Origin of the sequence: Salmonella sp. SAL04214 (genome assembly GCF_046550615.1) — a bacterium.
Taxonomy (GTDB): domain Bacteria; phylum Pseudomonadota; class Gammaproteobacteria; order Enterobacterales; family Enterobacteriaceae; genus Salmonella; species Salmonella enterica.
In genome coordinates, this window is record NZ_JBGDXT010000004.1 from 193,950 (window position 1) to 208,323 (window position 14,374).

General features: G+C 55.3%; 11 protein-coding genes. 10 read left to right on the forward strand and 1 reads right to left on the reverse strand.

The genetic code is table 11. The features are described 5' to 3' along the window. Positions 1 to 12 precede the first annotated feature (12 nt). From msbA to ACLJQD_RS09130, 6 genes are all read left to right on the forward strand, one after another. Positions 13 to 1,761, forward strand: a complete 1,749-nt coding sequence (gene msbA, locus ACLJQD_RS09105; protein ID WP_000551246.1) for a lipid A ABC transporter ATP-binding protein/permease MsbA — start codon at positions 13 to 15, stop codon at positions 1,759 to 1,761. Next, positions 1,758 to 2,735, forward strand: a complete 978-nt coding sequence (lpxK, locus tag ACLJQD_RS09110) for a tetraacyldisaccharide 4'-kinase (protein WP_000561698.1) — start codon at positions 1,758 to 1,760, stop codon at positions 2,733 to 2,735. Before msbA ends, lpxK begins: the two co-directional genes overlap by 4 nt. A 43-nt stretch (positions 2,736 to 2,778) precedes the next feature. Further along, positions 2,779 to 4,011, forward strand: a complete 1,233-nt coding sequence (locus ACLJQD_RS09115; protein ID WP_017440918.1) for a winged helix-turn-helix domain-containing protein — start codon at positions 2,779 to 2,781, stop codon at positions 4,009 to 4,011. A 51-nt stretch (positions 4,012 to 4,062) separates the two neighbouring features. Then, positions 4,063 to 4,245: a protein YcaR gene (gene ycaR, locus ACLJQD_RS09120; RefSeq protein ID WP_000350061.1), complete on the forward strand. Its 183-nt coding sequence runs from the start codon at positions 4,063 to 4,065 to the stop codon at positions 4,243 to 4,245. Next, positions 4,242 to 4,988, forward strand: a complete 747-nt coding sequence (kdsB, locus tag ACLJQD_RS09125; RefSeq protein WP_017440919.1) for a 3-deoxy-manno-octulosonate cytidylyltransferase — start codon at positions 4,242 to 4,244, stop codon at positions 4,986 to 4,988. Before ycaR ends, kdsB begins: the two co-directional genes overlap by 4 nt. A 210-nt stretch (positions 4,989 to 5,198) precedes the next feature. Next, a complete protein-coding gene (locus ACLJQD_RS09130; RefSeq protein WP_000436894.1) occupies positions 5,199 to 6,092 on the forward strand; it encodes a YcbJ family phosphotransferase in 894 nt (297 codons plus the stop codon). Here ACLJQD_RS09130 and elyC read toward each other — a convergent pair. Next, entirely contained in the window at positions 6,072 to 6,848 is a 777-nt protein-coding gene (elyC, locus tag ACLJQD_RS09135) for an envelope biogenesis factor ElyC (protein ID WP_000899554.1), read from the reverse strand. The two genes, ACLJQD_RS09130 and elyC, sit on opposite strands and share 21 nt — an antisense overlap. A 135-nt stretch (positions 6,849 to 6,983) precedes the next feature. On the opposite strand from elyC, the gene cmoM reads away from it, so the two are divergent. From cmoM to mukB, 4 genes are read left to right on the forward strand one after another with little or no spacing between them, the layout of a single operon-like run. Further along, positions 6,984 to 7,787, forward strand: coding sequence for a tRNA uridine 5-oxyacetic acid(34) methyltransferase CmoM (gene cmoM / locus ACLJQD_RS09140; RefSeq protein ID WP_001154025.1), 804 nt, complete (start codon positions 6,984 to 6,986; stop codon positions 7,785 to 7,787). Further along, a complete protein-coding gene (gene mukF, locus ACLJQD_RS09145; protein WP_001288828.1) occupies positions 7,780 to 9,102 on the forward strand; it encodes a chromosome partition protein MukF in 1,323 nt (440 codons plus the stop codon). Before cmoM ends, mukF begins: the two co-directional genes overlap by 8 nt. Beyond that, positions 9,083 to 9,787, forward strand: a complete 705-nt coding sequence (gene mukE, locus ACLJQD_RS09150; RefSeq protein WP_000060025.1) for a chromosome partition protein MukE — start codon at positions 9,083 to 9,085, stop codon at positions 9,785 to 9,787. Before mukF ends, mukE begins: the two co-directional genes overlap by 20 nt. Then, the gene (mukB, locus tag ACLJQD_RS09155) at positions 9,787 to 14,253 is read left to right on the forward strand and encodes a chromosome partition protein MukB (protein ID WP_017440920.1); all 4,467 of its coding nucleotides are present in this window, start codon (positions 9,787 to 9,789) and stop codon (positions 14,251 to 14,253) included. Before mukE ends, mukB begins: the two co-directional genes overlap by 1 nt. Positions 14,254 to 14,374 lie beyond the last annotated feature (121 nt).

The window sequence follows — 14,374 nt, forward strand, 5'->3', positions numbered from 1 at the left end:
CTGGTTTTTTGAATGCATAACGATAAAGATCTCTCTACGTGGCAGACCTTCCGCCGACTGTGGCCAACCATAGCGCCTTTTAAAGCAGGTCTGATCGTGGCGGGCATAGCGTTAATTCTCAACGCAGCCAGCGATACCTTCATGCTATCGCTCCTCAAGCCATTACTGGATGATGGTTTCGGTAAAACGGATCGCTCAGTGTTGCTGTGGATGCCGCTGGTGGTTATTGGGCTGATGATATTACGAGGCATCACTAGCTATATCTCCAGCTACTGTATTTCATGGGTGTCAGGCAAGGTGGTAATGACCATGCGCCGTCGCCTGTTTGGCCATATGATGGGAATGCCCGTCGCCTTCTTTGATAAACAGTCTACCGGTACGCTGCTGTCGCGTATTACTTACGATTCAGAACAGGTTGCCTCTTCTTCATCTGGCGCGCTGATTACCGTGGTGCGTGAAGGGGCATCGATCATCGGATTGTTTATCATGATGTTCTATTACAGCTGGCAGCTGTCGATCATCCTGGTTGTTTTAGCGCCGATTGTGTCGATTGCGATTCGCGTTGTCTCAAAGCGGTTCCGCAGCATCAGTAAAAATATGCAGAACACGATGGGACAAGTGACTACCAGCGCTGAACAAATGCTGAAAGGACACAAAGAGGTACTGATTTTTGGCGGTCAGGAAGTCGAAACTAAACGCTTTGATAAAGTCAGCAATAAGATGCGACTGCAAGGCATGAAAATGGTCTCTGCCTCGTCAATTTCCGATCCTATCATTCAGCTCATTGCCTCGTTGGCGCTGGCGTTTGTCCTCTATGCTGCGAGCTTCCCAAGCGTAATGGATAGCCTGACGGCTGGGACCATCACCGTGGTGTTCTCCTCCATGATCGCGCTGATGCGTCCATTAAAATCGCTGACAAACGTTAACGCGCAGTTCCAGCGTGGGATGGCGGCTTGTCAGACGTTGTTTGCGATTCTGGACAGCGAACAGGAGAAAGATGAAGGTAAACGTGTCATTGACCGCGCGACCGGCGATCTCGAATTCCGCAATGTGACGTTTACTTACCCGGGCCGTGAAGTGCCGGCATTGCGTAACATCAATTTGAAAATTCCTGCCGGGAAAACCGTGGCGCTGGTGGGGCGTTCCGGATCGGGTAAATCAACTATCGCCAGTCTGATCACCCGTTTCTACGATATTGATGAAGGACACATCCTGATGGATGGTCACGATCTACGCGAATACACTCTGGCCTCTCTACGTAATCAGGTGGCGCTCGTTTCGCAAAACGTGCATCTGTTTAACGACACGGTCGCCAATAACATTGCTTATGCCCGGACGGAAGAATATAGCCGCGAGCAGATTGAAGAGGCGGCGCGCATGGCCTATGCCATGGACTTTATCAACAAGATGGATAATGGCCTGGATACCATCATCGGCGAAAACGGCGTACTGCTTTCCGGCGGTCAACGCCAGCGTATCGCGATCGCCCGCGCCTTACTGCGCGACAGCCCGATTCTGATCCTTGATGAAGCTACGTCCGCGCTGGATACCGAATCTGAACGTGCGATTCAGGCAGCGTTGGATGAGCTGCAGAAAAACCGTACCTCTCTGGTGATTGCGCACCGTCTCTCCACCATCGAACAGGCGGATGAGATCGTTGTAGTCGAAGACGGCATTATCGTTGAGCGCGGCACTCATAGCGAGCTGCTGGCGCAACACGGCGTTTACGCCCAGCTACATAAGATGCAATTTGGCCAATGATTGCGCGTATCTGGTCGGGTGAATCCCCGCTATGGCGGTTACTGCTGCCGCTCTCCTGGCTGTATGGCCTGGTGAGCGGGGCGATTCGTCTGAGCTATAAGCTTGGTTTGAAACGCGCCTGGCGAGCGCCGGTACCGGTGGTTGTGGTAGGGAATCTTACGGCTGGCGGTAACGGTAAAACCCCCGTAGTCATTTGGCTGGTGGAAAAGCTGCAACAGCGTGGCGTGCGCGTGGGGGTCGTTTCCCGCGGCTACGGCGGGAAAGCTGCCGCTTATCCGCTACTTCTGACGCCGGAGACGACAACCGCAGAAGCGGGAGATGAACCGGTATTGATTTATCAACGGACCGGCGCGCCTGTCGCGGTAGCGCCTGAACGCGCCGCGGCGGTGAAAGCGATTCTGGCGGCGCATAATGTGCAGATTATTATCACCGACGATGGGTTGCAGCATTACCGGCTCGCGCGAGATATTGAAATTGTGGTGATTGACGGCGTGCGCCGTTTTGGCAACGGCTGGTGGCTTCCTGCCGGTCCTATGCGTGAACGCGCCAGTCGCCTGAAAACCGTAGACGCCGCTATCGTGAATGGCGGCGTCGCCCGGGCAGGCGAAATACCCATGCAGCTAGCGCCTGGACTGGCGGTGAACTTACGTACGGGAGCGCGTTGCGATGTGGCGCAACTGAGCAATATTGTGGCGATGGCGGGCATCGGTCATCCGCCGCGCTTTTTCGCCACGCTGGAAGCCTGTGGCGCGCATCCGCAAAAGTGCGTTCCGCTGGCCGATCATCAAACGCTCGCCCCTGCTGACGTTCAGGCGTTGGTCGGTGAAGGGCAGACCCTGGTAATGACGGAAAAAGACGCGGTGAAATGCCGTGCTTTTGCCGAAGATAACTGGTGGTTCTTACCGGTTGATGCGCGTTTGTCCGGTGAGCAGCCTGATAAGTTGCTTGAACATATCACCTCGCTGGTTCGCTAGCGTCCCCCAATGCAGCGGCAGTGATGAATTTATGGAGTCATGAATGTCATTGCCGTACCTTTCTCTTTCCCAGGCCCGTTGTCTTCACCTTGCTGCGCAGGGGCTATTGAAAAAGCCGCGCCGTAACGCGATGCCTGGCGATGTTCTTGCCGCCATCTCACGCATGGCGTTGCTGCAAATTGATACCATCAATGTTGTCGCACGTAGCCCCTATCTGGTGCTGTTTAGCCGTCTCGGTTCGTACCCGCAGGCCTGGCTGGATGAGGCGCTGCGACGCGGCGAGTTAATGGAATATTGGGCGCATGAGGCCTGTTTCTTGCCACGCCGCGACTTTAAACTTATCCGCCATCGTATGCTGTCGCCGGAAAAGATGGGCTGGAAATATCGCGCGGCATGGATGCATGAGCACGCGGAAGAAATAGAACAGCTAGTGCGGCATATTCAGGAGCACGGTCCGGTGCGTTCTGCCGATTTTGAACATGCGCAGAAAGGCGTCAGCGGCTGGTGGGAATGGAAACCACATAAACGCCACCTTGAGGGTTTATTTACCGCCGGAAAAGTCATGGTTGTTGAGCGGCGTAATTTTCAACGTGTATATGATTTAACGCCCCGTGTGATGCCGCACTGGGATGATGAACGCGATGGACTGTCACAGTCGCAGGCGGAAAACCTGATGCTGGATAATAGCGCGCGCAGTCTGGGGATTTTCCGTGAACAGTGGCTGGCGGATTACTACCGCCTGAAACGTCCTGACCTGAAGGGATGGCGGGAGAGCCGGGCGGAACAGCAGCAGATTATTCCGGTCGAGGTGGAAACGTTGGGGCGGATGTGGCTTCATGTCGATCTTCTTTCGCAGCTGGAACCGGCGCTGAATAACGCCTTAAAGGCGACCCATAGCGCAGTACTGTCGCCTTTCGATCCTGTGGTATGGGATCGCAAGCGGGCAGCGCAGCTTTTCGGATTTAACTATCGGCTGGAGTGTTACACGCCCGCAGCGAAGCGCCAGTACGGTTATTTTGTGCTGCCGCTATTATACCAGGGCCGTTTAGTCGGGCGAATGGATGCCAAAATGCACCGTAAAACGGGGGTGCTTGAGGTTATCTCGCTGTATCTGGAGGACGATATTCGCCCTGGCGTTAGTCTGCAAAAAGGAATCTGGCAGGCCATTAGCGCGTTTGCTGCCTGGCAACGGGCATCGCGCGTGACGCTGGGACAATGTCCGCCAGGCCTGTTTAGCGCCATGCGTCATGGCTGGGAAATAGACCCTGCACCCTAACCGATTATGTTAATATTGAAGGATTCACAATCCGGTCCATCTGGAGGAACTATGGATCATCGTCTGCTTGAAATCATCGCCTGCCCGGTATGTAACGGCAAACTCTGGTATAACCAGGAACAGCAAGAATTAATTTGCAAACTGGATAATCTCGCTTTCCCGTTACGCGACGGCATTCCTGTATTGCTGGAAAATGAAGCTCGCGCCCTGACATCTGATGAGAGTAAATCATGAGTTTCGTCGTCATCATTCCGGCCCGTTTTTCATCTACCCGACTGCCAGGAAAACCATTAGTGGATATTAATGGTAAGCCCATGATTGTTCATGTCCTGGAGCGGGCGCGCGAATCTGGCGCGGAACGCATTATTGTTGCCACCGATCATGAAGACGTGGCTCGTGCGGTAGAAGCGGCTGGCGGCGAAGTGTGCATGACGCGCGCCGATCACCAGTCCGGCACCGAACGGTTGGCGGAAGTGGTAGAGAAGTGCGGATTCAGCGACGATACCGTTATTGTGAACGTTCAGGGCGATGAGCCGATGATCCCGACGGTTATTATTCGCCAGGTCGCGGAAAATCTGGCGCAGCGCCAGGTTGGCATGGCGACGCTGGCGGTGCCGATTCACAGCGCCGAAGAAGCGTTTAACCCGAATGCGGTAAAAGTCGTGCTGGATGCTGAAGGCTATGCGCTTTACTTTTCCCGGGCGACGATTCCCTGGGATCGCGACCGCTTTGCAAAAAGTCTGGAAACGGTAGGGGATACTTGCCTTCGTCACCTGGGCATTTATGGCTATCGCGCGGGATTTATCCGCCGTTACGTGAGCTGGCAACCCAGCCCGCTGGAACATATTGAAATGCTGGAGCAACTCCGTGTGCTGTGGTACGGCGAAAAAATTCATGTCGCCGTCGCCAAAGCGGTGCCCGGCACGGGCGTAGACACCGCCGACGACCTGGAGCGCGTACGCGCTGAAATGCGTTAACATGATCCTGTTCATGATCGTCTTAGACGGTCATGAACAGCGCGGTATGATAGCGCAAAGATGAATACTCACGTCTGCTCATCAGTGGCGGCTTTCTCGTACCGTTACGATTTTCCTCATTTTTCTTTTCTTCCCTTGATCTGATACGGGTGACATCTGTCCATACGACGCTCATTATTAAAGCAGTAGCACTAATGGGGGTAATCTGGAATGGAACAGTTGCGGGCCGAACTCAGTCATTTGTTGGGTGAAAAACTTAGCCGTATAGAGTGCGTGAATGAGAAAGCGGATTCCGCATTGTGGTCATTATATGACAGCCAGGGAAATCCGATGCCGCTGATGGCGCGAAGCTTTACCACTCCCGGCGTTGCGCAGCAACTGGCATGGAAAACCTCAATGCTGGCGCGTAGCGGTACGGTGAGGATGCCGGTAATCTATGGCGTATTGACGCATGAAGAGCATCCTGGTCCGGATGTGCTACTGCTGGAACGACTGCGCGGTGTGCCGGTCGAGGCGCCGGCGCGCACTCCGGAACGCTGGGAACAGCTAAAAGATCAGATTGTCGAAGGATTGTTAGCCTGGCATCGGCAGGATAGCCGCGGTTGCGTTGGCGCCGTAGACCATACTCAGGAGAATATCTGGCCTTCCTGGTATCGTCAGCGGGTGGAGGTACTGTGGACGACGCTAAATCAGTTCAGCAATACCGGTCTGACGATGCAGGACAGACGCATTCTGTTTCGTACCAGAGAATGTCTTCCTTCGTTATTTGAAGGGTTTAACGACAACTGCGTACTGGTGCATGGCAACTTCTGCCTGCGCAGTATGCTTAAAGACGCCCGTAGCGATCAGCTTCTGGCGATGGTCGGCCCCGGGCTGATGCTGTGGGCGCCGAGAGAGTTCGAACTGTTTCGCCTGATGGATAATCCATTGGCGGAGGGATTGCTTTGGCATTATCTGCAACGCGCGCCAGTGGCGGAGTCCTTCATCTGGCGGCGTTGGCTCTATGTGCTGTGGGACGAGGTTGCGCAATTGGTCAATACCGGACGTTTTAACCGTACCAATTTTGATCTGGCGGCGAAATCATTACTCCCCTGGCTTGCCTGATATGCCTTTCAGCCATTGCCAAAGTCGCCCTAATGTTTCATACCCAGCGCGATCGCTGTGCATCAGCCAGACCGGGGACGGAATTGCCCGCTCCCAGGGATTGAGCGGCGAATCGATCGCCAACTGATTCGCCGGCGCGGGAAGCGGATTCAGCCCGGCATGCTGAAAGAAAATCATCGCGCGCGGCAAATGCGAGGCGGAGGTTACCAGCAGGAAAGGCGCGTCGCCGATGGCCTGCTTAACGGCGGCGGCTTCTTCTTCCGTATCTTTTGGTTTATCCAGCGTAATAATATCGCTACGCGGTACGCCCAGCGACTGCGCCACCCGCGCACCGACTTCCGCCGTGCTTACCGTATTGGTTTTTGCTACGCCGCCGGTAAAAATCAGCCTGGCTCCCGGATTCGCGCGCCACAGCCGGATGCCTTCCGCCAGCCGCGGCAAGCTGTTGTTAATTAAATTAGAGCTCGGCGCCCACTGCGGGTTCCAGGTATAGCCGCCGCCGAGAACCACAATATATTCCACCTTTTGCGGACCCTGCCAGGTAGGGTAGCGGTTTTCTATCGGACGCAGCAGATGGTCGGAGACGGGTTGCAGGCTTAATAGCAATAGCGCCAGCCAACCTACGCTGATAAATACTTTTCCGGTTTTCTGAAAGCGGCTAAACCAGAGCAGCGCCAGGCCGACGCCAATGATCAGCAACATCAGCGGAAGCGGCAATAACATACCGCCAATCACTTTCTTTAGCGTAAAAAGCATCCCTTTTGGTTCCTTTTTTAACCATATAGCGGAGGATTAACGGTGATATTACACCAGACAGGTTCATTCTCGCCGCGGCTGTGACAAAATAGCGGTTTTATCAGATAACGCCTGAGCCAGCCTGTGGAGAGTCCGATGCAGGATCGCAATTTTGATGACATTGCTGAAAAGTTTTCCCGTAACATTTACGGCACGACCAAAGGACAACTGCGGCAAGCCATTCTGTGGCAAGACCTGGACCGTGTGCTGGAGGAGATTGGCGGGCGAAAACTGCGGGTACTGGATGCCGGCGGCGGCGAAGGGCAAACGGCGATTAAGATGGCGGAACGCGGCCATCAGGTGACGTTATGCGATCTGTCTGGCGAAATGATCGCCCGCGCGCGGCAGGCGGCCGAGGCAAAAGGTGTGAGCAAAGACATGCATTTTATACAATGCCCGGCTCAGGACGTCGCTTCGCATTTGGAAAGCCCGGTTGATCTGATATTGTTTCATGCTGTGCTGGAGTGGGTAGCCGATCCTGTCGGCGTATTAGAAACGCTCTGGTCAGTATTGCGCCCTGGCGGCGCGCTGTCGTTGATGTTCTATAACGCTAACGGTTTGCTGATGCACAATATGGTGGCGGGTAATTTTGACTACGTGCAGGCGGGGATGCCTAAACGCAAGAAGCGCACGCTGTCGCCTGACTACCCGCGCGACCCCGCGCAGGTGTACCAGTGGCTGGAGGCGATTGGCTGGCAGATTACCGGTAAAACCGGCGTGCGTGTGTTTCATGATTATCTGCGTGAAAAACACCAGCAGCGTGACTGTTATGAGACCCTGGTCGAACTGGAAACGCGTTATTGCCGCCAGGAGCCGTATATTAGCCTTGGGCGCTACATTCATGTCACCGCGATTAAAAGCCCGGCGCTAGCCGCAGATGCAAGGATAACCTATGAGTGAATTTTCCCAGACAGTCCCCGAACTGGTTGCCTGGGCCAGAAAAAACGACTTTTCCATCTCGCTGCCGGTAGACAGACTTTCCTTTCTGCTGGCGGTCGCCACGTTGAACGGCGAACGCCTTGACGGCGAGATGAGTGAAGGCGAGCTGGTGGATGCATTCCGCCATGTGAGTGATGCGTTTGAGCAAACCAGCGAAACCATCGGCGTGCGCGCGAACAACGCGATTAACGATATGGTGCGTCAACGTCTGCTGAACCGCTTTACCAGCGAGCAGGCGGAAGGCAATGCGATTTACCGATTAACCCCGCTCGGGATTGGCATCACCGATTACTACATTCGTCAACGCGAATTCTCTACGCTGCGTCTTTCTATGCAGTTGTCGATTGTGGCCGGTGAATTGAAGCGCGCGGCGGATGCGGCAGCGGAGGGTGGCGATGAGTTCCACTGGCATCGCAACGTTTACGCGCCATTGAAATATTCGGTGGCGGAGATTTTCGACAGTATCGATCTCACCCAGCGCATCATGGATGAACAGCAGCAGCAGGTGAAAGACGATATCGCACAACTGCTGAATAAAGACTGGCGGGCGGCGATTTCCAGCTGTGAACTGCTGCTTTCCGAAACGTCCGGTACGCTGCGCGAGTTGCAGGATACGCTGGAGGCGGCGGGCGATAAGCTGCAGGCTAACCTGCTGCGCATTCAGGATGCCACGATGACGCACGACGATCTGCATTTTGTCGACAGGCTGGTGTTTGACTTACAAAGTAAACTCGACCGCATTATCAGTTGGGGTCAGCAGTCTATTGATTTATGGATCGGTTACGATCGTCACGTGCATAAATTTATCCGTACCGCGATCGATATGGATAAAAACCGTGTCTTCGCCCAGCGGTTGCGCCAGTCCGTGCAGACTTATTTTGACGATCCGTGGGCGCTAACCTACGCGAATGCCGATCGTCTGCTGGATATGCGCGATGAAGAGATGGCGTTGCGTGACGATGAAGTCACCGGGGAGTTGCCGCCGGATCTGGAATATGAAGAGTTTAACGAGATCCGCGAGCAGTTAGCGGCCATCATTGAAGAACAGCTGGCTATCTATAAAACCAGACAAACGCCACTGGATCTTGGGCTGGTGGTGCGCGAGTATCTGGCGCAATACCCGCGCGCGCGTCATTTCGACGTGGCGCGTATTGTTATCGATCAAGCGGTACGTCTTGGCGTAGCGCAAGCAGATTTCACCGGACTGCCAGCCAAATGGCAGCCGATTAATGATTACGGAGCCAAGGTACAGGCGCATGTCATTGACAAATATTGAACAAGTGATGCCGGTTAAGCTGGCGCAGGCGCTGGCGAATCCGTTATTTCCGGCGCTGGATAGCGCATTACGTTCGGGCCGCCACATCGGGCTGGACGAACTGGATAATCATGCCTTTCTGATGGATTTTCAGGAATACCTGGAAGAGTTTTACGCGCGTTATAACGTGGAACTGATCCGCGCGCCGGAGGGATTCTTCTACCTGCGTCCGCGTTCTACCACGCTTATCCCGCGCTCGGTGTTATCCGAACTGGATATGATGGTCGGTAAAATTCTCTGCTACCTCTATCTTAGCCCGGAGCGTCTGGCCAACGAAGGGATCTTTACTCAGCAAGAGTTGTACGACGAGCTGCTTACCCTTGCGGACGAAGCCAAACTGCTAAAGCTGGTGAATAACCGCTCGACGGGATCTGACGTTGATCGTCAGAAACTGCAGGAAAAGGTGCGTTCTTCTTTAAACCGCCTGCGTCGTTTGGGCATGGTATGGTTTATGGGCCACGACAGCAGCAAATTCCGCATTACCGAATCGGTCTTCCGCTTTGGCGCGGATGTCCGCGCTGGCGACGATCCTCGCGAGGCGCAGCGTCGTCTCATCCGCGACGGGGAAGCGATGCCCATTGAAAACCATCTGCAACTTAATGATGAGACCGAAGAGAGTCAGCCGGACAGTGGAGAGGAAGAATAATGATTGAACGCGGTAAATTTCGCTCGCTAACGCTGATTAACTGGAACGGTTTTTTTGCTCGCACTTTTGACCTGGATGAACTGGTCACGACGTTATCCGGGGGCAACGGAGCCGGGAAGTCCACGACGATGGCGGCGTTCGTCACGGCGCTGATCCCGGATCTTACATTACTGCACTTCCGTAACACCACGGAAGCCGGCGCCACCAGCGGTTCGCGCGATAAAGGTCTGCACGGTAAGCTGAAGGCGGGCGTCTGTTACTCCATGCTCGACACCATTAATTCCCGCCATCAGCGGGTGGTGGTCGGCGTGCGTCTGCAGCAGGTCGCTGGGCGCGATCGCAAAGTGGACATCAAACCGTTCGCTATCCAGGGGCTGCCGATGTCGGTACAGCCGACACAACTGGTGACGGAGACATTAAACGAACGTCAGGCGCGCGTACTGTCGCTTGCTGAGCTGAAAGACAAGCTTGACGAGATGGAAGGCGTGCAGTTTAAGCAGTTTAACTCCATCACCGATTATCATTCGCTGATGTTTGACTTAGGGATTATCGCCCGTCGTCTGCGTTCCGCTTCCGATCGTAGTAAATTCTATCGTTTGATAGAGGCCTCGCTGTACGGCGGGATCTCCAGCGCCATTACCCGATCGCTACGCGATTATTTATTGCCGGAAAACAGCGGCGTGCGCAAGGCGTTCCAGGATATGGAAGCGGCGCTGCGCGAGAACCGACTCACGCTGGAAGCGATTCGTGTTACCCAATCCGATCGCGATCTGTTTAAGCATTTGATCAGCGAAGCCACCGATTATGTGGCGGCGGATTATATGCGCCACGCCAATGAGCGTCGGGTTCACCTTGATCAGGCGTTGGCGTTTCGACGCGAACTGTACACATCGCGCAAGCAGCTGGCGGCGGAGCAGTACAAGCACGTCGATATGGCCCGTGAGTTGGGCGAACATAACGGTGCCGAAGGTTCTCTTGAGGCGGATTACCAGGCGGCGAGCGATCACCTGAATCTGGTGCAAACCGCGCTGCGTCAGCAGGAAAAAATTGAACGCTACGAAGCGGATCTTGAAGAGCTGCAGATTCGACTCGAAGAGCAAAACGAAGTGGTGGCGGAAGCCGCCGAAATGCAGGACGAAAATGAAGCGCGTGCCGAAGCCGCCGAGCTGGAAGTCGATGAACTCAAAAGCCAGCTTGCGGATTACCAGCAGGCGCTGGATGTACAGCAAACGCGCGCGATTCAGTATAACCAGGCGATATCAGCGCTCGCCCGCGCTAAAGAACTTTGCCATCTGCCGGATCTAACGCCGGAAAGCGCCGCCGAATGGCTGGATACTTTCCAGGCAAAAGAGCAGGAAGCTACGGAAAAACTGCTGTCGTTGGAACAAAAAATGAGCGTGGCGCAAACCGCGCACAGCCAGTTTGAGCAGGCTTACCAGCTAGTAGCGGCGATCAACGGCCCGCTGGCGCGTAGCGAAGCCTGGGACGTGGCGCGCGAGCTGTTACGGGACGGCGTGAACCAGCGTCATCTGGCGGAACAGGTACAGCCGCTGCGGATGCGCCTGAGCGAACTGGAACAGCGGCTGCGTGAGCAGCAAGAGGCGGAACGTCTGCTGGCTGAGTTCTGTAAGCGACAGGGCAAAAATTTTGATATTGACGAACTGGAAGCGCTGCATCAGGAGCTGGAAGCCCGCATCGCGTCCTTGTCTGAGAGCGTGTCGTCAGCCAGCGAACAGCGTATGGCCTTGCGTCAGGAACAGGAACAGCTGCAATCCCGTATCCAGCATCTGATGCAACGCGCTCCTGTCTGGCTGGCGGCGCAGAATAGCCTGAACCAGCTTAGCGAACAGTGCGGCGAGGAGTTTACGTCCAGCCAGGAAGTGACCGAATACCTGCAACAGCTACTGGAGCGTGAGCGCGAAGCCATTGTCGAACGCGACGAAGTGGGCGCGCGTAAAAATGCGGTTGATGAAGAGATCGAACGTTTAAGCCAGCCGGGCGGCGCGGAAGACCAGCGTTTGAATGCGCTGGCGGAGCGTTTTGGCGGGGTACTGCTGTCGGAAATCTACGATGATGTCAGCCTTGAAGATGCGCCGTACTTTTCCGCACTGTATGGCCCGTCGCGCCATGCGATCGTCGTACCGGATTTATCGCAAATAGCCGAACAGCTTGAAGGTCTGACCGACTGCCCGGAAGATCTGTACCTGATCGAAGGCGATCCGCAGTCTTTTGATGACAGCGTATTCAGCGTTGACGAGCTGGAAAAGGCGGTGGTCGTGAAAATTGCCGACCGTCAGTGGCGTTATTCGCGTTTCCCGTCGCTGCCTATTTTTGGCCGTGCGGCGCGCGAGAACCGTATTGAAAGTCTCCATGCGGAACGGGAAGTGCTTTCCGAGCGTTTTGCCACGCTCTCGTTTGACGTGCAGAAAACCCAGCGTTTGCACCAGGCGTTCAGCCGTTTTATCGGCAGCCACCTTTCCGTTGCCTTTGAGGACGATCCGGAAGCGGAAATTCGCCGACTGAACGGGCGTCGCGTCGAGCTGGAGCGCGCGCTGGCGACGCATGAAAACGACAACCAGCAGCAGCGCCTTCAGTTTGAGCAGGCGAAAGAGGGCGTTTCCGCGCTTAACCGTTTGCTGCCGCGGCTGAATTTATTGGCCGATGAAACGCTGGCCGATCGGGTCGATGAAATTCAGGAACGGTTGGATGAGGCGCAGGAAGCGGCGCGATTTGTGCAGCAATATGGCAACCAGTTAGCCAAACTGGAGCCGGTGGTTTCCGTTCTGCAAAGCGATCCGGAACAGTTTGAGCAGTTAAAAGAAGACTATGCCTGGTCGCAGCAAATGCAGCGCGACGCGCGCCAGCAGGCTTTTGCGCTGGCTGAAGTCGTCGAACGTCGGGCGCATTTCAGCTATTCCGACTCGGCGGAAATGCTGAGCGGCAACAGCGATCTCAACGAAAAGCTGCGCCAGCGGCTGGAGCAGGCGGAAGCCGAGCGTACCCGCGCCCGCGAAGCGCTGCGCAGCCATGCCGCGCAGTTAAGTCAGTACAGCCAGGTCCTGGCCTCGCTAAAAAGCTCTTACGACACGAAAAAAGAGCTGCTTAACGATTTGCAGCGCGAATTACAGGATATTGGCGTTCGCGCCGACAGCGGGGCGGAAGAACGCGCCCGCCAGCGTCGCGATGAACTGCACGCTCAGTTGAGCAATAACCGTTCGCGTCGTAATCAGCTTGAGAAAGCGCTCACCTTCTGCGAAGCGGAGATGGAGAACCTGACCCGTAAGCTGCGCAAGCTGGAGCGTGATTATCATGAAATGCGCGAGCAGGTCGTGACCGCGAAAGCCGGCTGGTGCGCAGTCATGCGGATGGTGAAAGACAATGGCGTGGAACGCCGTCTGCACCGTCGTGAGCTGGCTTATCTGTCGGCGGATGAACTGCGCTCCATGTCGGATAAGGCGTTGGGCGCGCTGCGCCTGGCCGTCGCGGATAACGAACATCTGCGCGACGTATTGCGTCTGTCGGAAGATCCGAAACGCCCGGAACGTAAAATCCAGTTCTTTGTGGCCGTTTACCAGCATCTGCGCGAACGTATTCGTCAGGATATTATTCGTACCGACGATCCGGTTGAAGCCATTGAACAAATGGAGATTGAGCTGAGCCGTCTGACGGAAGAGCTGACATCGCGTGAGCAAAAGCTGGCGATCAGTTCCCGCAGCGTGGCAAACATTATCCGCAAGACTATCCAGCGTGAGCAGAACCGTATTCGCATGCTGAACCAGGGGTTGCAAAGCGTCTCGTTTGGCCAGGTGAATAGCGTGCGGTTAAACGTCAACGTGCGTGAAACGCATGCCACCTTGCTGGATGTGCTTTCAGAACAGCAGGAGCAGCATCAGGATCTGTTTAACAGCAATCGTCTGACCTTCTCCGAAGCGCTGGCGAAACTGTACCAGCGTCTGAATCCGCAGATCGATATGGGGCAACGCACGCCGCAGACCATTGGCGAGGAGCTGCTGGACTACCGTAACTATCTGGAAATGGAAGTTGAAGTTAACCGTGGGTCCGACGGCTGGCTGCGTGCGGAATCCGGCGCGCTATCAACGGGGGAAGCTATCGGGACCGGGATGTCAATTCTGGTGATGGTGGTGCAAAGCTGGGAAGACGAAGCGCGCAGACTGCGCGGGAAAGATATTTCGCCATGTCGCCTGCTGTTCCTCGATGAAGCGGCGCGTCTGGATGCGCGCTCTATCGCCACGCTGTTTGAACTATGCGAACGTTTGCAGATGCAGCTCATCATCGCCGCGCCGGAAAACATCAGTCCGGAGAAGGGCACGACCTATAAACTGGTGCGTAAAGTGTTTCAGAATACTGAGCATGTTCATGTTGTCGGGCTGCGTGGCTTTGCGCCGCAGCTTCCGGAAACGCTTCCCGGTACGCAAACGGAAGATACGCCTTCAGAAGCGAGTTAAACACGGCAGAAACGATGACGTGCCTGATGGCGCCTCGCTTATCAGGCAAGGCCGGATAAGTCGGTTACGCCGCCATCCGGCACAACAAGTTCTGTTTTATCATTAGCCTGGGGCGGCGAAA

Bases quoted from the DNA above. Each gene is read 5' to 3' on its own strand.
- kdsB (WP_017440919.1), top strand. From the start codon at position 4,242: ATGAGTTTCGTCGTCATCATTCCGGCCCGTTTTTCATCTACCCGACTG.
- ACLJQD_RS09130 (WP_000436894.1), top strand. From the start codon at position 5,199: ATGGAACAGTTGCGGGCCGAACTCAGTCATTTGTTGGGTGAAAAACTT.
- ycaR (WP_000350061.1), top strand. From the start codon at position 4,063: ATGGATCATCGTCTGCTTGAAATCATCGCCTGCCCGGTATGTAACGGC.
- msbA (WP_000551246.1), top strand. From the start codon at position 13: ATGCATAACGATAAAGATCTCTCTACGTGGCAGACCTTCCGCCGACTG.
- cmoM (WP_001154025.1), top strand. From the start codon at position 6,984: ATGCAGGATCGCAATTTTGATGACATTGCTGAAAAGTTTTCCCGTAAC.
- ACLJQD_RS09115 (WP_017440918.1), top strand. From the start codon at position 2,779: ATGTCATTGCCGTACCTTTCTCTTTCCCAGGCCCGTTGTCTTCACCTT.
- mukF (WP_001288828.1), top strand. From the start codon at position 7,780: ATGAGTGAATTTTCCCAGACAGTCCCCGAACTGGTTGCCTGGGCCAGA.
- mukB (WP_017440920.1), top strand. From the start codon at position 9,787: ATGATTGAACGCGGTAAATTTCGCTCGCTAACGCTGATTAACTGGAAC.
- mukE (WP_000060025.1), top strand. From the start codon at position 9,083: ATGTCATTGACAAATATTGAACAAGTGATGCCGGTTAAGCTGGCGCAG.
- lpxK (WP_000561698.1), top strand. From the start codon at position 1,758: ATGATTGCGCGTATCTGGTCGGGTGAATCCCCGCTATGGCGGTTACTG.
- elyC (WP_000899554.1), bottom strand. From the start codon at position 6,848: ATGCTTTTTACGCTAAAGAAAGTGATTGGCGGTATGTTATTGCCGCTT.